General features: G+C 37.5%; 17 protein-coding genes and 1 riboswitch. Of the genes, 9 read left to right on the forward strand and 8 right to left on the reverse strand.

The window, feature by feature from the left end; all coding sequences use genetic code 11:
• Positions 1–22: 22 nt before the first annotated feature.
• From ACR65M_RS03765 to ade, 4 genes are all read right to left on the reverse strand, one after another.
• Positions 23–436 (reverse strand): DUF1641 domain-containing protein, encoded by a 414-nt coding sequence (locus tag ACR65M_RS03765; RefSeq protein WP_121446038.1) that lies wholly within the window; start codon positions 434–436, stop codon positions 23–25.
• Positions 437–869: 433 nt separating this feature from the next.
• Positions 870–1,133: a DUF3006 domain-containing protein gene (locus ACR65M_RS03770; RefSeq protein ID WP_440272571.1), complete on the reverse strand. Its 264-nt coding sequence runs from the start codon at positions 1,131–1,133 to the stop codon at positions 870–872.
• 1 nt (position 1,134) lies between these two features.
• Entirely contained in the window at positions 1,135–2,370 is a 1,236-nt protein-coding gene (locus ACR65M_RS03775; protein WP_440272572.1) for an MBL fold metallo-hydrolase, read from the reverse strand.
• 187 nt (positions 2,371–2,557) lie between these two features.
• Entirely contained in the window at positions 2,558–4,294 is a 1,737-nt protein-coding gene (gene ade / locus ACR65M_RS03780; RefSeq protein WP_440272573.1) for an adenine deaminase, read from the reverse strand.
• Positions 4,295–4,385: 91 nt separating this feature from the next.
• Positions 4,386–4,487, reverse strand: a riboswitch (purine riboswitch).
• A 279-nt stretch (positions 4,488–4,766) separates the two neighbouring features.
• Here ade and ACR65M_RS03785 point away from each other — a divergent pair.
• Entirely contained in the window at positions 4,767–5,744 is a 978-nt protein-coding gene (locus tag ACR65M_RS03785) for a S8 family peptidase (RefSeq protein ID WP_440272574.1), read from the forward strand.
• A 51-nt stretch (positions 5,745–5,795) separates the two neighbouring features.
• Positions 5,796–6,701 carry an endonuclease I family protein gene (locus tag ACR65M_RS03790; protein ID WP_440272575.1) on the forward strand — a complete coding sequence of 302 codons (906 nt, stop codon included), beginning with the start codon at positions 5,796–5,798 and terminating at the stop codon, positions 6,699–6,701.
• 201 nt (positions 6,702–6,902) lie between these two features.
• Here ACR65M_RS03790 and ACR65M_RS03795 read toward each other — a convergent pair whose 3' ends face one another.
• Complete coding sequence (locus tag ACR65M_RS03795; protein WP_440272576.1) at positions 6,903–7,157, reverse strand: hypothetical protein; 255 nt, start codon at positions 7,155–7,157, stop codon at positions 6,903–6,905.
• 302 nt (positions 7,158–7,459) lie between these two features.
• Between ACR65M_RS03795 and ACR65M_RS03800 the strand changes: the two genes are divergently transcribed.
• The 3 genes from ACR65M_RS03800 to ACR65M_RS03810 are packed head-to-tail and all read left to right on the forward strand — an operon-like array spanning position 7,460 to position 9,243.
• Complete coding sequence (locus tag ACR65M_RS03800) at positions 7,460–7,783, forward strand: PadR family transcriptional regulator (protein ID WP_440272593.1); 324 nt, start codon at positions 7,460–7,462, stop codon at positions 7,781–7,783.
• Positions 7,776–8,336 (forward strand): HAAS signaling domain-containing protein, encoded by a 561-nt coding sequence (locus tag ACR65M_RS03805; RefSeq protein WP_440272577.1) that lies wholly within the window; start codon positions 7,776–7,778, stop codon positions 8,334–8,336. The genes ACR65M_RS03800 and ACR65M_RS03805 overlap by 8 nt, the downstream gene beginning before the upstream one ends.
• Positions 8,329–9,243 (forward strand): DUF4097 family beta strand repeat-containing protein, encoded by a 915-nt coding sequence (locus ACR65M_RS03810; RefSeq protein ID WP_440272578.1) that lies wholly within the window; start codon positions 8,329–8,331, stop codon positions 9,241–9,243. Before ACR65M_RS03805 ends, ACR65M_RS03810 begins: the two co-directional genes overlap by 8 nt.
• Before the next feature lie 91 nt (positions 9,244–9,334).
• Here ACR65M_RS03810 and ACR65M_RS03815 read toward each other — a convergent pair whose 3' ends face one another.
• Positions 9,335–9,697 (reverse strand): winged helix-turn-helix transcriptional regulator, encoded by a 363-nt coding sequence (locus tag ACR65M_RS03815; RefSeq protein ID WP_121446047.1) that lies wholly within the window; start codon positions 9,695–9,697, stop codon positions 9,335–9,337.
• Positions 9,698–9,865: 168 nt separating this feature from the next.
• Between ACR65M_RS03815 and ACR65M_RS03820 the strand changes: the two genes are divergently transcribed.
• The 4 genes from ACR65M_RS03820 to ACR65M_RS03835 all read left to right on the forward strand — a co-directional run bounded on the left by ACR65M_RS03820 (position 9,866) and on the right by ACR65M_RS03835 (position 16,493).
• Positions 9,866–11,080, forward strand: a complete 1,215-nt coding sequence (locus tag ACR65M_RS03820) for an MFS transporter (protein WP_440272579.1) — start codon at positions 9,866–9,868, stop codon at positions 11,078–11,080.
• Positions 11,081–11,107: 27 nt separating this feature from the next.
• Positions 11,108–11,950, forward strand: coding sequence for a glyoxal/methylglyoxal reductase (gene pgoN / locus ACR65M_RS03825; protein WP_440272580.1), 843 nt, complete (start codon positions 11,108–11,110; stop codon positions 11,948–11,950).
• A 113-nt stretch (positions 11,951–12,063) separates the two neighbouring features.
• A complete protein-coding gene (locus ACR65M_RS03830) occupies positions 12,064–12,555 on the forward strand; it encodes a hypothetical protein (protein ID WP_440272581.1) in 492 nt (163 codons plus the stop codon).
• Positions 12,556–12,707: 152 nt separating this feature from the next.
• A complete protein-coding gene (locus ACR65M_RS03835) occupies positions 12,708–16,493 on the forward strand; it encodes a PDDEXK-like endonuclease domain-containing protein (RefSeq protein WP_440272582.1) in 3,786 nt (1,261 codons plus the stop codon).
• Between the two features lie 82 nt (positions 16,494–16,575).
• Here the strand turns inward: ACR65M_RS03835 and katG are convergent, their stop codons facing one another.
• On the reverse strand, positions 16,576–18,792 hold the full coding sequence (gene katG, locus ACR65M_RS03840) for a catalase/peroxidase HPI (protein ID WP_440272583.1): 2,217 nt from the start codon (positions 18,790–18,792) through the stop codon (positions 16,576–16,578).
• Between the two features lie 1,071 nt (positions 18,793–19,863).
• Positions 19,864–22,329, reverse strand: coding sequence for a heavy metal translocating P-type ATPase (locus ACR65M_RS03845; protein WP_440272584.1), 2,466 nt, complete (start codon positions 22,327–22,329; stop codon positions 19,864–19,866).
• Between the last annotated feature and the right edge of the window lie 7 nt (positions 22,330–22,336).

Here is a 22,336-nt window from a genome sequence, read left to right on the forward strand (position 1 = left end):
TAAAAAGGGTACTGATTATTAATTAAGCTTTACGTTCAGCTTGAACTTCTAGAAATGCGCTTACAAAACGTAACATTTTTTGTGCTTCTGGATCTTTCAATAATTTTAATACACCAAATAGCCCGATCACTTCATTTGAAGCTTCAGCACGGTCTTTTGCTTCAATAGCAGTAGCAGCAATTGATTTAACTGAGCCAATAACAGGTTCAGAAATTTCTTTGATTGCACTGACTGTATCATTTTTTAGAACATCGTCAGTCGCCACTAATTGAGCTAAATCATATGTTTTTGTTAAGAGATTTACAGCCTCTGTTAACTTTGGTAGTTGCTCGACTAAAGTAGTGAGCGATTCTTGCACTTCAGGTTTTAATAATTGATCAAGTAATTCTTTTTCTGTGCCTGTAGCCTCTTTTTCTTGAATCAATACTTCTGACATTTTCAATTCTCCTTCATCGTTGAATTTTCACTAAGTATTATCTGGTTTTAATATACTATATCGAGAAAATGTTCACATATTCACATTTAAAAGGGGAAGACATTAACTGATTTATACCATATTTATGTGTATTCTAATTTCCTAGTTATCTAGTAATAGAAGAAATACCTATGAAATTTGAACCTTGTTGGTAAAGTGCATCTATCATGTATTTCACCTTAAAAGGCAAGATGATGTGACATTCCTGTGACTTTTTAATCATAACGCAATTTTCGCAATTCGTAAAATGCGTTTGATTTATACATCGCATTCATTTTATCTATGGTAGCTGGTAATTCCGCTAAAATATATCAGAAAAACAATATAAAAATGATATTTTCTAAAAAATACGCCTGTCCCTTCTGGATTAATACATTAGGGACAGGCACTCAAGTCAATTTTTCTTAAATTTGCTTCCGGAATTCTTCTTACGGATTTTAGACATCATATCATCTACTTTTTGTTGTTGTGAGATTGTTTCATTCTCATTTAGTGTTATGGAAATGATTTTTCCATTTTCGATGCTAATGTCAAAGTAGGATCCTGCTGATGATTCTTTAGGTAATTGATTGATAGGAATGATGAATTCCTTATTGATTTCTTCTACTATAATAACTGCATGTCGATTTTCTTCGATTCGATCCAAATAGCCTTTCATATTATCCTCCTACACAAGCTAGATTTTGTGCTTTTATATCTTCCATTCTTGACGGACCAATTCCTTTTATGCGTGATAACTCATCAATGGATGTAAAAGGCCGTAGGTTGATCAGTTCCTTTGCACGTGCTGGCCCTAAATGAATGATTTCTTGTAACTGTTCAAAACTAGCTGTGTTTATATTCATACATTTATCACCGGGCTCTTGTTTATCCTTTTTTGTTGGTTCTGGCTTTGATAAAGGTACACGTCCAGAAGTAGGGGGAGTAATCTTACCGTCCTTTTTGGTCAACACCTCATAGTTTTTGCCATCCGTTTTAACAATAATCGTCCCGTGTACATCCGTTCCATAAAGTCTAATATTGGACCCTAGAATTAGATCGACCACTTCTTTGTGTGGGTGCCCATAGCTGTTATCTTTTCCAGCGCTGTAGATTGCAATTTCTGGACTCACTTCTTTTAGAAAAGCAGGGTGAGTAGAAGTGTTTGAACCGTGATGACCCAGATGAAGGATAGCAGCGTCTACATCAATACTACCATTTATCATCCGTAATTCATCATTTCGACTTGCATCACCTGTAAAAACAAAAGAAACCTCTCCGTACGTGAGCTTTAGCGAAATAGATTCTTCATTGTCATTTTCTGAAACAGAGATCGGATATAAAATATCAATTTGGAGTGGGCCAACTTTAAATTCATCGCCTCGTCTTGGCTCATAATAATCAACCTCGTTTTGATCGATCGCTTGAAGTAACCTCTGAAACGTTTGGGATGTACTCGTATTTCCGGACATCCATACTTCTCCTACACTAAACGTACTGATAACTTTATCGAGTTGACCAATATGATCTGCATCTGGATGTGTACCAATTGCGATATCAATTTCGGAAATGTTTTGGGAATGTAAGTAATGTATGACATCGTCTCTGTTCCAATTCCCTGCATCAATCAAGATAGTATATTCTTCACCCTTATCCGTATATTGTAGTAAGGTTGAATCAGCTTGACCAACATCCATATAATGAACGGTAAGTTCAGATAATGAATGAGTTGCCTTTTCTTGCTTTTCAGTAGGGGATGGGGTATCCTCATCACGATTAATTTCCGTTTCCTCAGTCGTTTTTGTGATATTCTCATTATTGTTATTAGGTTGATTTTCCTCCTGTGAACATCCACCGATTATCAAAAGTGTAGCGAAGAAATAGATTGCAAAAAAAGTTTGTTTAAATGGATACATAGTTTGTCCCTCTTTTGGTGAAATTTTAAACAATTTACTATTTGTTATGATTTCATTTAAAGCCGATTGTATCAAAAAATGATAAGAAGTGTGCTACTTAACTAACATAAAAAAATGCCAAGACCAATGGTACCTGACACTTTTTTTTAGTTGTTCTTATTCCATATTTTCAAGGGGTTCATTAAAATTAGTTCATTTGTACTGGTATATGTGTAGATGTTTCCACATCAAATAATCCTAAATCTGTTAATTTCAAAGATGGTATGACGGGCAATGTAAGAAAGGAGAGGGTTAAAAACGGATTAAACTCACCGACAAACCCTAATTGACTTAATGACAGTTTTAATTGGTCAAGCTCCACATTCACAGTTTGTGAGTCTTTATCCGACATTAGTCCTGCTATCGGCAGGGATAAAGACGCCATGATTTGTTTGTTTTTGACAATCACTAAGCCACCATTCATGTCCTTAAGTACCTGTATCGCCACCAAAATATCACCATCATTAGTGCCTGTTGCAACAATATTATGAGAATCATGTGCGATGGTTGTTGCAATCGCCCCATCTGTAAAACCAAATCCTTTAACGACTCCTAATCCGATATTACCTGTGTTTTTATGACGCTCAATGACGACTAATTTAAGTTGGTCATTTTCTATGGATGGCTGAAAATCACCGTTTTCCACTGTAACTTGTTCCACTAGTTTGTTTGTGATCAATTGATTTGGAATAATCTCAATGATATTTGCTTTATTTCCGTTACGGAATGGGATTTGAATGTCTTTTTCATGTAACTCAGACACATGAACAGTTGACATTAACTGTGTATTTGGAACATGTTTAGCATCTGATTTTCCAACAAAGCGACCATTCTGTGCAACAAGATTCCCAGATTTATACACTTCTGTTATTTGAATCGTCTCAAGCTGGTCCAGTAACAGGAAATCTGCGTCATAACCAGGAGCAATTGCACCTTTATCGGGGAGACGATAACATTCAGCAGCGTTTAATGTAGCCATCTGGATAGCCTGGAGAGGAGAGATCCCTTCTTCAATCGCTAACCGGATATTATGGTCAATACTTCCTTCTTCGATCAAATCATCTAAATGCTTATCATCTGTACAGAATAGACAACGACGTGCATTAGTTGGAGTGAGGACCTTTATCAGTGTTTTTAAATCCTTTGCAACAGAACCTTCACGAATTAATACATACATTCCTCGTCTTAACCGCTCTAGTGCATCCTGTGCCGTATTACATTCATGGTCGGTTTTGATACCAGCTGTTCGGTAGATATCAATCGCATTTGTATCTACTCCTGCTAAGTGGCCATCCATTAATCCATGATGTTTAGCAGTCATGACAATTTTATCAAGTATCGAATCCTCCGCGTTTTTGAGAGAAGGGAAGTCCATTACCTCAGCTAACCCCAGAACTCGTGGATGGCTGTAAAATGGTTCCAAGTCCTTAGCCTTGAGGTCTGCTCCATTATTTTCAAACGAAGTAGCAGGTACACTTGAAGGGAGCATAAGAAAAACATCAAGCGGGAGATTCTTAGAGTCCTCAATCATAAATGATAATCCTTCACTACCTGAAACATTGCCGATTTCATGAGGATCCGTAATAACGGTTGTTACGCCATGAGGAAGGACCACTTTCGCAAATTCAGAAGGGGAGACCATAGAGGATTCAATATGCACATGGCCATCAATAAAAGCAGGACATACATAGCGATTCTTCGCGTCTATGACTTGTTTACCCTCAAACTCACCAATTCCAACAAACATACCATCTGAAATCGCGACATCAGCCTCAATGATGTCAAGGTTAAACACATCTATGATTTTTCCATTCTTAATAACAAGATCTGCGGGGATTTGCTTACAAGAGACAGCTATTCTTTTCCTTACTAATTCTTTTTCCATTTTACTTCCTCCTCAATATAAACAGAAAACCCTGGGCTTTTACCCAGGGTTTGACACAGAGAAGGAAATAGAGCTTTTTGCAGGCGTACACAAAAAGCCGAACTCTTCTCGTAGTCAAACCATTTACGGTAGTTTGGTAGAAACTTATGGACCATATTTCCAAGATTATACGAGTAATGGTATGAAATTATTAGTTGATTTTATCGATAGGAATGATAAGTGTCAATGGAACATAGAAATGTTTAAAAATTAGAATTAGTCTGATGTACATATGTAATTTTAAGGATAAATAGAATTTTATCTGGGACCATCTATTCATTTTCTTAATTTTCAGTATTTTACCTTGATAAAAGGCTGTCCAGTTAGTATAATGAAACAAACGTTCCTATATCGAAGCAACCAAGGAAACACAAGACAGAAGGGGAATGAAGGTAATTGTTTTGAAAACTAGATTTGAAGGAGGAGATTCATCTTGAAAAATCAGGTCAAATTATTACCGTATACCATTCAGTCAGTTGTGGATCAGGCAAATGAAACACCAGAGGGAGTTCAATTGGTACAGGCACCTTCATTATGGGAAGATAGCAGTCAGGGGGAAGGTGTTGTCGTTGCAGTGATTGATACTGGGATTGACACGTCTCATCTTGATCTGAAAGATCGGATTATTGCCGGACGGAATTTTACAAGTGATTATAAAGGAGACCCCGATGTATTTGAAGACAACAATGGTCATGGGACACATGTGTCGGGTACGATTGCAGCTAGTCTTAATAGCGATGGAGTTGTAGGGATTGCTCCAAAGGCTCAAATATTAAGTTTAAAAGCTCTGACAGGAGAAGGGGCAGGTCAGTATGATTGGATCATTAATGCCATCCACTATGCAGTAGAGTGGCAGGGACCTAACAATGAAAGAGTACGGGTAATCTCTATGTCACTAGGTGGCCCCCAAGATGTACCTGAATTACATGAGGCTATTAAACATGCAGTCAATCAAAATATTTCTGTCGTGGTGGCAGCGGGGAATGAAGGGGATTCATTAGAGGATACATTTGAGTATGCATACCCTGGTGCTTATAACGAAGTCATCTCCGTTGGAGCCGTTAGCATGGATTTGCTGCTTGCTCCATTTTCCAATACTCATACAGAAATCGATCTTGTGGCACCGGGGGTAGATGTCGTTTCTACGTATCCGGATGATCAATACGCCAAACTAACAGGAACCTCCATGGCGGCTCCGCATGTCGCGGGTGCAATTGCTTTACTTATTAATCTAAGTGAAAAAGAATTTGACCGAACACTGAGCGAAGCAGAAGTCTATGCCCAACTCATTAGACGAACCGTACCTCTCGGCCATAGAAAAAGCGCCGAAGGAAATGGATTTCTCCTCCTTAACGTTGTTGAGAGACTACATGACATAATTCCTGCATCAAATATGAATGTGACCCCTTAGGAATAATGGCCTTCTGAACGGTTTATAAAGAAACCAGGAAAGGAGTAGTCCATGAATTTTCTAAAGGAAGAAGATCCTGATTTAAAAGCCGCCTTAGTAGTGTTAACATATAACAAAAGGAGATTTGAAGACGAAAAGGAGTATTATGACGTAGAACAGGATAAGCAGTTCATAAATGATTATTATCGTAGTATTGAATTTAATCTTGAGGATAACAAAGAGTTATATAAACAACTAAATCAGTTAATAACGAAAACACATGTAAATCAGCTAGCTTATAATGCTAAAACCCGGGAACTTCTTTATACTCAGGTAGACCTACAAGCGAACGGAACGCTGAAGAGTATCTATTCAGGAAAGGCTAAGGATCCTGAACAAGTTGTAAGAGAAGACTATGAATCTGAAGGAAAAAGACAACAAGCCCGAGACATGTTGCTAATAAGCAACTTAAATAATGATGACTTTCAGCGGGCAGTTGCGATTATTAATCAGGAAAATATGTTTAATTGTGAGCATGTAGTTCCCCAATCATGGTTTCACGAAGAAAATCCGATGAGAGGGGATCTCCATCATCTTTTTACTTGCGAAAAAGACTGTAATTCAGCAAGATCCAATTATCCCTATTTTGATTTTGTGGATTATCCACCTAATGTGGCAACGGAAGCCATTAGAGACGACTGCGGTATATCAGAAGAGAGGAAGTTTGAGCCCGAAAGTGGAAAGGGAGAGGTTGCAAGAGCAACACTGTATTTTTTATTACGATATCCGGGAGAAATTAGTCGATATACTCATAAAGACATTGAAATGTTACTAAACTGGCATCAAGTTCATGAAGTATCTTTACATGAAAAACATCGTAACAAAGAAATATTCCTTATTCAAAAAAATAGAAATCCCTTCATAGACTTTCCGCAACTTGTTAGTAAAATTGATTTTATGTGCGGATTAACAATGTGATGAACTAGGTTTAAGAACGAAAGGATAACCCGTTATTAAACTTAAAATTTACCGAATTCAAGGCACACTCCTAAAAAGGTGTGTCTTTTTTATTGTGCCAGATGGTGCTGTTCAACTTTATTCCAATTGTTATGTTTGTTTCAAAAAAATAAGCAAAATGGAGAGAAAGACCATAATGCTTAATAAACACTACTAGTTGGGTCATGTTTTATACATTTTTGTTTTTATTAACCTAAAGGATTTTCGAACAATTCCCTTGATATTCATTACTCCTTTTACGGGCTCATATTCTGCTTCAAATTGATCCCTATCACAAGGGTATTGTTCTCCGTCTTTATCTGTGATCAAATAATCTCCGGGTAGCCCCTTCATTGAACCATTCGATGTTTCAATCGTAATCGGTCTAGTAAGCTTTACAGCTTCAACCACAATGGGCTTTTTCCTATACTTAGGCATTAGCATCAACTCCTTTTCTTTACAGCCTATGCAAAAACAGTCCAAGATGTATAGGCGCTGGGACACAGGGACAGGTCCCTTGTCCCAGAATACACTAGCCAAGATGTAAACGTTCGTTTCTATCTTGGCTTTTTTTGGTTTTATCTAAAATGCATAAAGCTAATCTCGATGACAATACCTTGCAATGTATAGTAGGTGGTGTTATATTGTACTCAATAGCTATATTTTATGACTAGGTACTGAACATTAAATAGTAGTGTATGTTGTCATATAGAAAATGGTAAAGAGTTGAGGTGACTGCATTGAACGTTCAATTTAAAAAGGGTGTTTTAGAACTATGTGTGCTTGTATTGCTGGATAAGAAAGATCGATATGGGTATGAGCTTGTACAGAAGATTTCTAACCAAATTGAAATTTCAGAAGGAACGGTTTATCCATTATTAAGAAGGTTAACAAAGGAAGAATATTTTACAACATATCTACAAGAATCCAGTGAAGGACCTTCCAGAAAGTATTATAGACTGACAGATAAAGGACGGATATACTTGCACCAATTAGTAGGAGAGTGGAAGGAGTTCTCGGAAGGAGTCAACCAGTTAATTAAGGAGGGAATCAACCATGAATAAAAGCCAGTTTTTATCAGAAATGGAGAGACATCTAAGTCGGCTATCAATAGATGAAAAAGACGATATTTTACAAGATTATGAGGAGTATTTCTCAATTGGTATAGAGGAAGGAAAAACGGAAACAGAAATTGCAACTTCCTTAGGCTCACCAAAACAATTAGCAAAAGAATTATTGGCCAATTATCATATTGAGAAAATGGAAACAACGACAACTACACGAAATATGTTCAGGGCCGTATGGGCTGTAATTGGTCTAGGCTTTGTTAATTTAGTGATTGTGCTTGGTCCATTTCTTGTCGTGCTTTCCCTTTTACTGGCTGGTTGGATAACAGGAGTAGCAGGGGTGTTGAGTCCATTGTTAGTAATCGTAAATACCATCGTCAATCCTGACATTTTTGAATGGTATGATGTATTCTTTTCCCTTGCATTTTGTGGAATTGGTTTATTCATATTGATCGGAATGTATTATGCATCGAATGGTGTGAAAAATGTATTTCTACGATATTTGAAATTTAATTTATCTATTGTGAAAGGTGGGACCAATCATGGTTAAAAAATTATCTTTCATAGCCCTATTGTTAGTCATTATAGGTGGAATTGGTAGTGCTGTGACATATGGTTCAGTAAATAAGGAAGTTACGATTCATGAAACTAAACCAATTGAAAATGAGATAATCCAATCCATTCAAGTAAATGTAGAGAGCACAGATATCGAGTTCATTCCTGTCCCCACTATGGAAGAAGCTAGGGTTGAACTTGTTGGTAGAGGTGCAGAAAAAACGATTCAAAAATTTTCAGTAGAAGAGGTTGGTCAAACTCTCTCCATTTCTTTGCAATCTAAAAATGAAAAATGGTTTAATTTTAATTTCTATATCCCCGCGTTGACATTAAAAATATTTGCACCCGATAAGATGTATCAACAGGTCAACATAAAAGGATTCTCATCAGATATATTGGTGGAAGACCTTCAGTCAACAAAAATAAACTTATCATCGGATAGTGGAGATGTGAAACTAGAGAATATAGCTTCTAAGGAAATGGCAGTCAAAACATTTTCTGGTGACATCCACATGGAAAAAGTTCAAGGTGCTATTGAAACGAAAACGGACAGTGGTGATCTATATGTCCAGGATGCTCCTGTTACATCATTTGGCGCCATTACGTTCTCCGGTGATATTAAATTAAATAAGATAAATGGTGCTTTGAATACAAAAACAGACAGTGGAGACGTCTTTATATCAACTAGTGAGATTTCTAAAGACATTTTTAGTAAAACATTCAGTGGTGATATTAAAATTGAGACAGAAAAAGAACCAACCGACGTTCAATTCGAAGTAAGTACGTTCTCCGGAGACGTTAATTTATTTGATAAGTATCAGAATAATGCCCTTGTTGGAAAAGGAATAGCTTTAATTCAACTAGAAACAGACAGTGGAGATATTACAGCAACTAATAAATAGACTTTTACCTATTAAAAAATTCAAAAGCCGATCATACTAGTTTGACATTAAGACTAGTATGATCGGCTTTTTTGTTTACTCTGAAATCAAATTAGTTATTTAAAATGTTTTCCTCTAAAACCTCTGATTTATCACCATAAACTTTAACAATATGCGTTTCTCCCCACGCACATAATGAATCTAAGATGTGTTCTAAACTTTTTCCATATTCACTTAATTGGTATTCCACTTTTGGTGGGACTTGATTATAAACTATCCGATCTATGACTCCATCTTCTTCAAGTTCCCTTAATTGTTGTGTAAGCATTTTTTGAGTGATATTCGGCATGAGTCGTTTTAATTCGCTCGTCCTTTTTTTCCCGTGTGTAAGATGGCAAAGGATCACGCATTTCCACTTACCACCGATTACCTCTAGTGTTGCTTCAACAGATATATTGTATTTCTTTTTTTCCATCTTTTATTCCTCCTGCCTATAGGTACTAAAAAGTACCTATAATACTTTTTGGTGTCTATATTACAAAAAAGTGCGTACTTTTCATTTTAAAACCTATCACACATAATAGCATTTGTCGGCCGAACAGACTAGTTATTTATTACAGAAGAACAAAGAGGAGGATACATCGTGGCTAAAGGAAACACATCAAGCACACTTGCATTACTTGCTTTAGCAGTTAGTGCTTTCGCGATAGGCACAACTGAATTTATCAGCGTTGGTTTATTACCACTTATCGCTGCGGATCTAAATATTCCAGTAACCACAGCCGGGTTAACTGTATCGATATATGCTTTAGGGGTAACATTTGGGGCTCCTATTTTAACGTCCATAACATCAAAAATGTCTCGTAAGACGCTCTTACTTTGGATTATGATTGTATTTATTATTGGCAATAGCCTTGCTGCTGTTTCAACTACAATCGGATTATTACTAGTGGCACGAGTCATATCTGCGTTTTCTCATGGTGTTTTTATGTCAATCGGTTCTACAATAGCTGCTGATTTAGTTCCTGAAAATCGTAGAGCGAGTGCCATATCCATTATGTTTACCGGACTTACAATTGCGACTGTTACCGGTGTTCCGTTTGGGACTTTTATTGGACAACAACTCGGGTGGAGAGCAGCATTTCTCGTAATTATTATTACTGGTATCATTGCTTTGATTGCAAATAGCATTTTAGTGCCATCCAATCTGCGAAAAGGTGTTAAAACAACCTTTCGAGATCAACTTAAGCTCGTAAAAAATGGTCGTTTATTACTTATCTTCATTATTACCGCTTTAGGGTATGGTGGAACATTTGTTGTTTTCACTTTCTTATCACCATTACTCCAAAATATAACGGGGTATAAAGAAGAATCTGTTGCTCTTATTTTACTCATTTATGGGGTTGCTATTGCAATAGGGAATATGATTGGAGGAAAACTGTCAAATCATAATCCAGTTCGCGCATTGTTTTATATGTTTATTGTACAAGCAGTCGTATTATTTATTTTGATGTTCACAGCTCCATTTAAAATTGCAGGGCTACTTACGATCCTATTAATGGGGATATTTGCCTTCATGAATGTGCCAGGGTTACAAGTTTATGTTGTCATGCTAGCAGAGCGTTTTGTCCCAAGTGCAGTTGACGTAGCATCTGCAATAAATATTGCAGCATTTAACGCAGGGATTGCGATCGGCTCCTATTTAGGTGGGTTAATAACTGATTCAATCGGATTGATTCACACCTCGTGGATTGGTGCGTTGATGGTATTAATTGCTGCTGTCCTAACAGGTTTAAGTGCAGCTTTAGAACGAAAAGATCAAATAAATATAACAAAAATTAATAGTTTTAGTAACTAAAAAAATATTATTCGGAGGTTTTATAAAATGGCTAAACATTTACAAGATACAACTACTTTGCATAATGGTGTAAAAATGCCTTGGTTTGGTATTGGAGTTTTTAAAGTAGAAGAGGGACCTGAATTAATCAATTCAGTAAAAACGGCAATAAAAAATGGGTATCGAAGTGTTGATACAGCGGCGATTTATGGGAACGAAGAAGGTGTTGGAAAAGGGATTCAAGAAGGTCTAAAAGAAGCACAGATTTCTCGAGAAGAACTATTTGTAACATCTAAAGTTTGGAATGCAGATCTAGGATACGAATCAACACTTGCTGCTTATGAGACAAGTATTAAGAAACTTGGATTAGAGTATTTAGATTTATACCTCATTCACTGGCCTGTTGAAGGAAAATTTAAAGAAGCTTGGAGAGCTCTAGAAACTCTATACAAAGAAGGGCGCATAAAAGCAATAGGGGTTAGTAATTTTCAAATTCACCATCTTGAAGAATTCATGAAAGATGCTGAAATTAAACCTATGATCAATCAAGTAGAATATCACCCACGATTATCTCAAAATGATTTACATGAGTTTTGTAAGCGAAATGGTATCCAACTTGAAGCATGGTCACCATTAATGCAGGGCCAATTGCTAGATAATGATATACTGCATGAAATTGCGCGGAAGCATAATAAATCAGTTGCACAAATAATTTTACGATGGGATCTGCAAAACGAAGTAGTAACCATTCCAAAGTCTACAAAAGAACATCGAATTATCGAAAATGCAAATGTTTTTGATTTTGAATTAACGAATGAGGAAATGGATGTTATTCATGGACTGAATCAAAATCTTCGCGTAGGGCCAGACCCAGATAATTTTGACTTTTGATTTATAAGAAATAATAAATCAGAAATATCTATGCTAATAATAATTGGATTTTATTTTCAAAACTGGACATTTTAAGATAGTATAAATAATCCAGGTCGAGGTGAAATTCACTTATGGCATCAAGACGTCACGTCGTATTTAACTTAGCGATGATCATTATTCCGTGGTTATCTTTACTATTAGTAGGTAAGCACCGCATCAAACGGTATTCGTTAGCAAGTATTATCATAACTATATTTGAAATTTTAAATCATATAATTGGACATAAACGGAAATTTTGGGTGTTTTATGATAAGCCAAAATCATTTCTAAGAGATGAACTACCTTTTGACATTGGGCCATATTTTCCAGTGTCGATCTGGCTCCTACGATTTTCGTTTGGAAATTTTAAAATGTATGTGTTCCTGAATGCAATCGCTCATGGACTCTTTGCGTTTTTGTTCATGCCTTTTCTCAAAAAAATTAAAATCCTCCGTTTACATCGGCTATCCTATATTCAGTTCTTTCTATATATACATTACAAAGCTTATATATTATATGGGATACAATATTTGGTGGAAAAGGTACGACGTCCGAAGATTGAATGGCGTAGATTCCTTAACTAAAATAAGAAAAAGCTCAGGGCATGTTCCCTGAGCTATTTTTTAACCAATTACCCAATACAGCCACAATTTCCCACCTTGATGAAATATTCTGCAAAAAGAAGTATATAATGAAACTATGTATTTGAACGAACTGAAAAATAAGGTGATCTAAATTGAAAGAGAAATTAACGGTTTTAAAGGATCGGTTGAATGACATTAGTCGGCGAAATCGGTCCATTCGCATGTTAAAGGTATATAACAAATGGAATTTTGACTTAAGCGAAGTAGGTAAACTCAACAAAAATCCTCAAGATATCTTGGATGCGCTGATTAAAAATAGTCGGAACGCTGATCTAGTGAAACAAAATGTAAATGAAGAAGAATCTCTACTTTTGTCTGGGAAATTGACAACCCTTTATCGGAATTTGAAATCGATCGAGGACGAAACAGGTTTATATGATTTATATATCGGCTATCCGTTCATAAGTGGTGCGATGCTTGATGGAACGTACATACGGGCACCTCTGTTTCTCCATTCTGTGAAGTTAGAAAGGGTTAAAGAACATGGAACAAAGTGGGTTCTTCATCCAATGGAAGAATCCGAGCCAATGTTAAATCGACCACTCTTTTTAGCGATGCAAAAAATGAGCAATTTCTATGTGCCTGATGAGATGTATGATGAGGCAGTTGAACAATCTTCTCAAATGGATTTTCTAGGATGGTTAACGTGGCTAAAAAAATACAACATCAATATTAACTGGTCAAATTCTAAAGAACTTGAACCTTTCCAAAATCTGACGTCTGAGCTTATCCCATCCTTCAAAAAGGGTGAGTTTCAATTAGATAATTATGCGATTCTCGGTCATTTTCCTCAAGGAAACTCGGCTATTTTAAAAGACTATGAGGATTTCCTGCAACAAATGGAAGACGGTGTTTCCGATTTTGGCTTAGCGGGAGAATTGATGAATGTAGGGGAAGGAGCTTCTTCTGCTTTTACATCCGATAATCTCGGCGAGGGCCAACAGACATCGGCTGAAATTGCTCCAAAAAAAGAAAAAGAAAAGTTCTTTGTCCTTGATACGGATGCATCCCAGGAAGAAATTATCCATTCTATTGAAGAAATCGAAGGCCTGGTTGTTCATGGGCCACCTGGTACTGGGAAATCACAAGTCATCGTCAACACGATCGCGAATGCGATTGCCGATGAAAAGAAGGTGTTATTAGTCTGTCAAAAACGTGCGGCATTAGATGTGGTTTATCAAAGACTTGACAGCTTAGGGATATCAGCGAGTGTAAGTCTATTACATGATGAAAAAACGGATCGAACTAGCCTTTACCGAAAGCTTCATAATCGGTTAGTGAAAGGTGAATTTGTACAAGAATTAGAGGATCAATATGAACAACTTTCACAAAAAGTCGAAAAATGTGAGCTAGAACTGGATGCAATTGCTAAAGGCTTGTATGAAGCACAACCTCATGGATATCGAGCCTATGACCTGTACGGTCTTGGAAAACCGGTTAATCAACAAGAAGTCATTCTTAACTTAACGTCTGTGATTAATGAGTTAAATAAAAATAATTTAGAAGAGATCTTAACAACCATTTTTTCATACGGTAATTTTTTTAGCCGATTTGGACAGGAGAACTATCCACTAAAAGACCGTAAATCGTTTGCAAAACTCGAAATAAAGGACCGTTTGACCATTGTTGAGATTCTTAAGAAGGTTACTGAGAAGGCTGAGAAAAGCATTACGTACCTTGAACATTTTGAAAAGGACGAGATTACTCCGGAGTATAGCTGGGAGGTGGGCAGTAAACTCGAAAAAATATATGAGGACTTAAATCCTCAGGAGAAAAAGACACTTCAGAAACTAAGACTTTGGTGGTGGACTTCCTTTACAGGTAAGACGATCGTTGAAGAGTTAATCGTAGGCGACAAATTTAAGGGCTTATCTTCGACGGAGTGGCCAAAGCTTAGGGAAAGTTTACGAATCCTGTATGAACTTTCAAATGTGTCAACAGACATGGCGAACGAAATGAAACAGTTATCTCCATATTTTAAGGATGAAAAGTTGCAGAAATATAAGGAGCAAATTTCAAAAGGGGATATTCCGTTACCCGAATTCCAAAAACAGCAGGAATATGTGATTCAGGATTTTGATGACCTTCGCAATATGGACAGAATCTATGATGAGAGTAAGCCTTTTGTCAAGTCGCTCATTGATGAATTGAAGGATAAAAGTAAAGACCAGCTTCACCGTGAACTAGCGAAAGAGTGGGTTGAAAATACGAAGCAATCTGCCTATATTTACTGGATTGATGAAATTGAACGTAAGCATCCAGAACTGACGAAGATTGGAACGGAAGAGTTTCACCGATTACGCACAAGGTTTAAGGATCTTTTAGAAGACAAGAAAGAACTTTCAGCTAAAGTTCTGCATAATCGCTTAATTAAAGCCCTTGGGTCAGTGAAGGAACAGCATTCCAAAGCAATAAAGGACATCATCTACCAAACTGGGAAGAAGCGACAAATATGGCCAGTTCGAAAGCTTGTAAAAAAATACGCTCAAAACGGTTTATTAGATGTGCTACCTGTTTGGCTTGTCTCACCGGAGACAGCGTCGGCGATATTTCCGTTAGGCAAGGATTTGTTTGATCTGGTTATTTTTGATGAAGCCTCACAGTTAACGGTTGAAAATGGGATTCCGTCTGTCTACAGGGCATCTAAAGTCATTATTGCCGGGGATGAAAAGCAATTACCGCCAAGTAATCTGTTTAAGGGCGGTATCCAAATTGATGAAGATGAGGTTGATGAGGACGATATGGTCGTTTCAGAAAGTCTTCTAAATTTAGCAAAACGGGTGTTTCCTAGTAAAATGCTACAATGGCATTATCGTTCTAAATCTGAGGAATTGATTAATTTTTCAAACCATGCCTATTACAATGGCAATATTCAAATCGCTCCGAATGTGGAACACCTCAAGAATCCAGCGGCTATTCAATGGCGAAAAGTAGATGGTAAGTGGATCAATCAATGTAATGAAGTGGAAGCAAAAGAAGTCGTCCTCTTATTGAAAGACTTACTTCAAAAGGATGCGTCGCGTTCAATTGGGATCATTACCTTTAACGCGAAACAACAGGATAAAATTCTTGATTATATAGATACACTAGCCGAGGAAGATGAGGAATTTAGTACCTTGTATCATCAGGTAATGGGTAAAGATTTGGATGAACAAATTTTTGTGAAAAATATCGAAAACGTACAGGGTGATGAGCGGGATATCATCATTTTTTCCGTTGGATATGCGAAAGCGGAAAATGGCAGAATCTATAATCGATTTGGTCCGCTAGGGCAGCAGGGGGGAGAAAACCGTCTGAATGTGGCGGTAACTCGTTCAAAAGAAGCGATTTATGTTGTATCCAGTATTGAACCAAATGAACTGGACGTATCGAAGACGAAAAATGTTGGTCCAAAGTATTTCAAGAGTTATTTAGAGTATGCACAGGCTGTTTCGAATCTACAGAAGGAGAGAATCGGTGCTGTGCTTTCAGAATTGAATGAAGAGATGAATACTCAACGACAAGAAAAAGCACTGCATTTTGATTCACCATTTGAAACACAAGTGTATGAACAATTAACGGAAATGGGATACAAAGTCGATACGCAAGTCGGCATGTCCAATTATCGAATTGACTTAGCAGTTGTGCATCCTGAAAATGAATCGAGGTATATTCTAGGAATTGAATGTGACGGGGCGATGTATCATAGCTCACCATCCGCGAAAGAAAGAGATGTGTACCGACAAAAATTCCTCGAAGACAAAGGCTGGACGATTCACCGGATATGGAGCAGAAACTGGTGGAAAAACCCAAGCGTTGAACTCGAGGAAGTCGACCAACTCATCAAAAAAATCCTCGAGAAAGAAAAATACCATCACAAAGTCCAACAAATGATGTAGTAGGGGACACTGTCCTTAAAAAAATCCCTTCTGTGTAGTTTCACAGAAGGGATTTTTTATGTTAACAGTCTTTAGTCAACAATTAATTACTTGTTAGTTGAGCTTTCTTCTTTTCAGCGGATTTCAGGTCAAAGCGATCCGCATTCATTACCTTTACCCAGGCAGCAACAAAGTCTTTTACAAATTTCTCTTTGTTATCATCTTGTGCGTAAACCTCAGCAATGGCACGTAAAACAGAGTTTGAACCAAATACAAGGTCGACCCTTGTAGCAGTACGGATAACTTCACCTGTTTTTCGATCACGGCCTTCATAGACGTTTTCTCCTGCAGGCTTCCATGCGACACCCATGTCGAGCAAGTTAACAAAGAAATCATTTGTAAGTTGGCCAACACTCTCAGTGAATACACCGTGCTGGGTGCCAGCGTAGTTCGTACCGAGAACGCGCAATCCACCAATAAGAACCGTCATTTCTGGGGCAGTAAGACCAAGAAGTTGAGCCTTATCAATAAGAAGCTCTTCTGGACTTACATTATACTGTTTCTTTTGATAATTACGGAATCCATCAGCGACAGGTTCTAGTACGTCAAAGCTTTCTACATCTGTTTCCTCTAGTGTTGCATCACCTCGCCCAGGAGCAAATGGAACCGTTACATCAAAACCTGCATCTTGTGCTGCCTTTTCGATTGCAGCACTTCCTCCAAGAACAATCAAATCAGCCAGACTGATATCGATATCTAAATCTTCTTTTATGCCTTCTAATACTTGGAGTACTTGTGCAAGTTGTTCCGGTTGGTTCACTTCCCAATCCTTCTGTGGTGCTAGACGGATACGTGCCCCATTTGCACCACCGCGATGATCAGAGCCGCGGTACGTACTTGCAGAAGCCCAAGCCGTTGTCACGAGTTTACTGACTGTTAGTCCAGATTCTAAGATTTTCGCCTTAATCTCTGCAATCTCAGCATCTGTTAATTCAGCGTTTCCAGCTGGAACAGGATCTTGCCAGATGAAATCTTCTTCTGGAACCTCTGGACCAAGATATCTTGACTTAGGACCCATGTCACGATGTAGAAGTTTGAACCATGCACGAGCAAATGCATCAGCAAACTCATCTGGATTCTGATGGAATCGACGAGAAATTTTCTCGTATTCCGGGTCATGACGTAATGCCATATCTGCAGTGGTCATCATTGTTGGAACCTTAATCGACGGATCTTCTACATCTGGTGCAAGATGCTCTTCAGCAGGGTCTACAATAAGCCATTGCCATGCGCCTGCAGGACTTTTCGTTAGCCACCATTCATATCCAAACAAAAGATCAAAGTAACCATTGTCCCACTGCGTCGGATTCGCAGTCCAAGCACCTTCAATTCCGCTGCCGATGGTGTCACGGCCATAGCCTTTACCATGAGAACTTTGCCAACCTAAGCCCATTGCTTCAATTGGAGCAGCTTCAGGCTCTGGACCAACCTTACTAGGATCTCCTGCACCGTGTGCTTTACCAAAAGTATGACCTCCAGCTATAAGTGCAACCGTTTCTTCATCATTCATTCCCATGCGAGCAAAGGTTTCACGAATGTCTTTTGCACTTGCAATTGGATCTGGTTTCCCATCTGGACCTTCTGGATTAACATAAATAAGTCCCATTTGAACAGCAGCAAGCGGATTTTCAAGGTCACGTTCACCAGAGTAACGATTTTCACCAAGCCATTCTGTTTCAGTTCCCCAATAAACATCTTCTTCAGGTTGCCAAATGTCTGCGCGTCCTGCGCCAAATCCAATTATAGGGCCACCCATATCTTCAATTGCTACATTTCCTGCTAAAACAAGCAAGTCTGCCCAGGAGATCTTATTCCCATACTTTTGCTTAATCGGCCATAGGAGGCGTCGTGCCCGATCAAGCAGAACATTGTCCGGCCAACTGTTTAGTGGTGCAAAACGTTGGTTACCTGTTCCACCGCCACCTCTGCCATCCCCAATACGGTATGTACCAGCAGCATGCCAAGACATACGAATAAACATTGGACCATAATGTCCATAGTCGGCAGGCCACCAATCTTGACTTTCTTTCATGAGATTACGAAGATCTTGCTTTAGGGCATCATAATCCAACTTTTTAAATTCCTCTGCGTAATCAAAGTCTTCTCCCATAGGATTCGATTTTGTATCGTGTTGGTGGAGAATATTTAAATTTAATGCATTTGGCCACCAATCTCGATTCGTATTACCACTCGTTTTGTTAGTAGTAGCAGCCCCATGAAACGGGCATCCTGTGATGTTTTCATTGCCTTTAGTTTCCATTACTTACATCTCTCCTTCTTGAATAATTAGTAAATTTATTATTTCATCTAGTTTAAGAAACTAAGATGTTACTAATAAATAAATCGACATTGTTATGCTAGGCTTAGTTGAATGAAATATAGACTATTAGATTTCTAGAACATCAGGAAAAGTATATTAAGTAATAAAGCGAATTATGATAGATAGATGAATCCAAACAATGAAGTCTTAACATAGAGGAGGGTAAAATGCTGCAACGAACAAATGAAACTAGTAACAAAATATTTTGTATATTTCAATTATAATGAAAGTAAATAAGGAAAGGCAAGTTTTAAGCCTAAGGGGGGTGTTTTTAAGAATCAGCATTAACACTTTATTGTAAAAAAAGACCAAATCATAAATGATTCGGTCTGAAAGTAGTTTAACTATTACATGCTAGATCCAATATTGTGGTGAAACATTGTAAAAGCATATAAGTATTAACATCCTAGTAAAAATCTCACTATTTTAGTTAATTTACTTCCATAATTGCAAAATTAACAGCAAATATTGTCTTTGTGGGAATAAGGGAGCAATTATAGCTGTTTTCGAAAATACTTCTAATATATTCTGGAACTTGCGAATAGTTTTATCTTGCCAAACTACCTGAAAGGATGGGGAGATGAATAACTTTAACATTTAATATCTCGTTTAAAAGCAGTCCTTCCATTTCCTGGAACTTGCGAATGACTTTATACTCTAAAGCAATAAAAAAGCATACGCATTTCATTTTTACGAATGCTTTTATCACTTTTTTACTTAAAAGTGATACACAAATGGATAGTTTTTACATTTATTATCGCTTTTAAAAACAATTCTTCCTTTTCCTGGAACTTGCGAATGACTTTATACTCTCAAGCTATAAAAAAGCATACGCATTTCATTTTTACGAATGCTTTTATCGTATTATTACTTATAAAAGATACACAAATGGATATTTTTTGCATTTATTATCACTTTTAAAAGTAATCCTTCTTTTTCTTGGAACTTGCGAATGACCTTATACTCTCAAGCTCCTGTGATGATAAATTTCTCCACGTTATAGTTCAACAATTATTCCTTAACTTTTAAAAGTCGTAAAGCATTTAAGATCACAATGATTGCAGCTCCGGTATCACTTAATACTGCTAACCAAAGTGTTAACAAACCAGGGAAGATAAGAGCTAGAGCCACGAATTTGACGATTAAGGAGAACCAAATGTTTTGCTTAATGATTGTCAAGGCTTTTCTACTTAGTTTTACCGTATGTGGAAGTTTTTCAAGATTGTCTGCCATTAAGACAATGTCAGCCGTTTCCATTGCTGTGTCAGTTCCAGCACCACCCATAGCAATTCCCAGATCAGCAGAAGCGAGTGCAGGTGCATCATTTATTCCGTCTCCAACCATAGCTACCTTATAGCCTTCACTTTGCAATTGTTTGATGGCCGTAACCTTGTCTTCTGGTAAAAGGTCAGCAAAATAACGGCTGACATTCGCTTCCTTTGAAATCATTTTAGCTGTGCCTTCATTATCACCCGTTAACATGACAACTTCGTTAATACCAACCTGTTTTAATCCTTTTAATGCTTTTACAGTGGTCTGTCGAATCGTATCAGCAACAGCAATAATACCGATTAATTTAGTCTCAGTACCAATTATTACGACCGTTTTCCCTTGATTCTGAAGTTGAAGAACAATTTCGGCTACATTTCCTAACGTAACATTCTTTTCTTCAAATAATTTTAGATTGCCAGCGTAATAGAGTTCTCCATCAAGAGTTGCTTGTACTCCTTTACCGACAATGTTCTTAAATAATTCACCATTTCTGGGTTGTATTCCTTTAGCCTGGGCATATTCCACAATGCTTTTTGCGATTGGGTGTGTCGAGTATTCTTCTAATGTCAAAGCAATCGACAATAGATGATCGTCATCCGTATCCAGGGGAATTATTTCAGTTACCTTTGGTTTACCTTCCGTCAACGTACCTGTTTTATCGAAGGCAATGGCAGTAATAGCACCAGCTTTTTCTAAGAACGTACCGCCTTTAATCAATACACCATTTTTTGCTGCATTTCCGATGGCAGATACGATTGCAACAGGTGTTGAAATCACTAAGGCGCAGGGGCAAGCAACTACTAATAATTCAAGTCCTCTGTAGAACCATTCACTCCAGCTTCCAAAATCTAGTAGAGGGGGAAGAACCATGACAACTAATGCTAGAATAAACACAATCGGAGTATAGATACTCGCAAATCGATCAACAAATGCTTGTGTTGGAGCTTTTTGCTCCTGAGCTTCTTCCACTAAGTGAATAATTTTAGCGATTGTTGTATCTTCCACCAACTTAGTTACTTTTACTTCAAGTGAACCACTTTCATTTATTGTTCCTGCATAGACAGTATCTCCAATTTCTTTATCGACTGGAATCGATTCTCCTGTGATCGGTGCTTGATTCACACTGGATTCCCCTAGTACAATTTCACCGTCTAGTGGGATCTTATCTCCAGGTTTTACAATCAAAATATCACCAATCGAAACCTCTTCAACTGGTTTTTTGATGAGCTCTAATCCTACTTTTACAAAGGCTTCGGAAGGAGCCAAATCCATTAAATTTCGAATGGAGTTTCTAGTTTTTTCAATCGACATATTTTGAAGAGTAGTTCCTAATGCGAATAACCATACAACGGTTGCACCTTCTAACCATTCTCCAATTAGGGCAGCGCCAATCGCCGCAGTAGACATGAGGACATTCATATCTAATGAACGACTTTTAATTGAATAATAGGCACTTTTTACAGGTTTATACCCACTTATAACCATTGCAACTGCATACATAAGTGTTGTGAATAGGGTAGAGATGCCTGTAAAGGATCCAATAAAACCTAGTGCGATCAATATTCCAGAGAAGATAATCCCACCGTTACCACTTAAGGGTTTAGGTGATTCATTTGATATTTTACTAGTAAACACTGAAGCTTTATAACCTATTTTAGAAACTTCAGAAATGATATCATCAACACTGTTATCATGTTCTATTTTCATTTTGCCAGTTGAAAAATTCACACTTACACTTTTTACTGCAGGGATAGTGTACAAGTGGTTTTCAATACTTTTCGCGCAACTTCCACAATCCATTCCTTCAACATTGAAGATTCTTACATTCTTGTTTTGGAGTACTGGTTCAATACCATATCCTAGTTTTTGTACTTCACTTTCCACCTGGTCAAAGGACGCACTATTTTTACCAACTATTTGCAGTTTAGCAGTATTATAGTTTACCTTAACGTCTTGAATGTCCCGCAAACCACTTAATCCTTTTTCAATTGTCAAGGCACAGGATGGACAATCCATTCCGTGTATACGAAACTCCGCCTTCTTACCAACAGCGGCAAGTGTTTCTTGGGATTTGTTGTCAACATTATTACCGTAACAACTAATTGACTCTAAACTCTTGTTTTGGTTTTTGCTACTACAACAAGATGTGTTCTCCGTACCCGCAACTGCGGTTTCTTCATTCGAACCACAACAATTATCAGCCATTAATTCC

It is taken from the genome of Ferdinandcohnia sp. SAFN-114 (genome assembly GCF_059415045.1).

Bases quoted from the DNA above. Each gene is read 5' to 3' on its own strand.
- ACR65M_RS03765 (WP_121446038.1), bottom strand. From the start codon at position 436: ATGTCAGAAGTATTGATTCAAGAAAAAGAGGCTACAGGCACAGAAAAA.
- ACR65M_RS03770 (WP_440272571.1), bottom strand. From the start codon at position 1,133: ATGAAAGGCTATTTGGATCGAATCGAAGAAAATCGACATGCAGTTATT.
- ACR65M_RS03775 (WP_440272572.1), bottom strand. From the start codon at position 2,370: ATGTATCCATTTAAACAAACTTTTTTTGCAATCTATTTCTTCGCTACA.
- ade (WP_440272573.1), bottom strand. From the start codon at position 4,294: ATGGAAAAAGAATTAGTAAGGAAAAGAATAGCTGTCTCTTGTAAGCAA.
- ACR65M_RS03790 (WP_440272575.1), top strand. From the start codon at position 5,796: ATGAATTTTCTAAAGGAAGAAGATCCTGATTTAAAAGCCGCCTTAGTA.
- ACR65M_RS03795 (WP_440272576.1), bottom strand. From the start codon at position 7,157: ATGCCTAAGTATAGGAAAAAGCCCATTGTGGTTGAAGCTGTAAAGCTT.
- ACR65M_RS03805 (WP_440272577.1), top strand. From the start codon at position 7,776: ATGAATAAAAGCCAGTTTTTATCAGAAATGGAGAGACATCTAAGTCGG.
- ACR65M_RS03810 (WP_440272578.1), top strand. From the start codon at position 8,329: ATGGTTAAAAAATTATCTTTCATAGCCCTATTGTTAGTCATTATAGGT.
- ACR65M_RS03815 (WP_121446047.1), bottom strand. From the start codon at position 9,697: ATGGAAAAAAAGAAATACAATATATCTGTTGAAGCAACACTAGAGGTA.
- pgoN (WP_440272580.1), top strand. From the start codon at position 11,108: ATGGCTAAACATTTACAAGATACAACTACTTTGCATAATGGTGTAAAA.
- ACR65M_RS03830 (WP_440272581.1), top strand. From the start codon at position 12,064: ATGGCATCAAGACGTCACGTCGTATTTAACTTAGCGATGATCATTATT.
- katG (WP_440272583.1), bottom strand. From the start codon at position 18,792: ATGGAAACTAAAGGCAATGAAAACATCACAGGATGCCCGTTTCATGGG.
- ACR65M_RS03845 (WP_440272584.1), bottom strand. From the start codon at position 22,329: ATGGCTGATAATTGTTGTGGTTCGAATGAAGAAACCGCAGTTGCGGGT.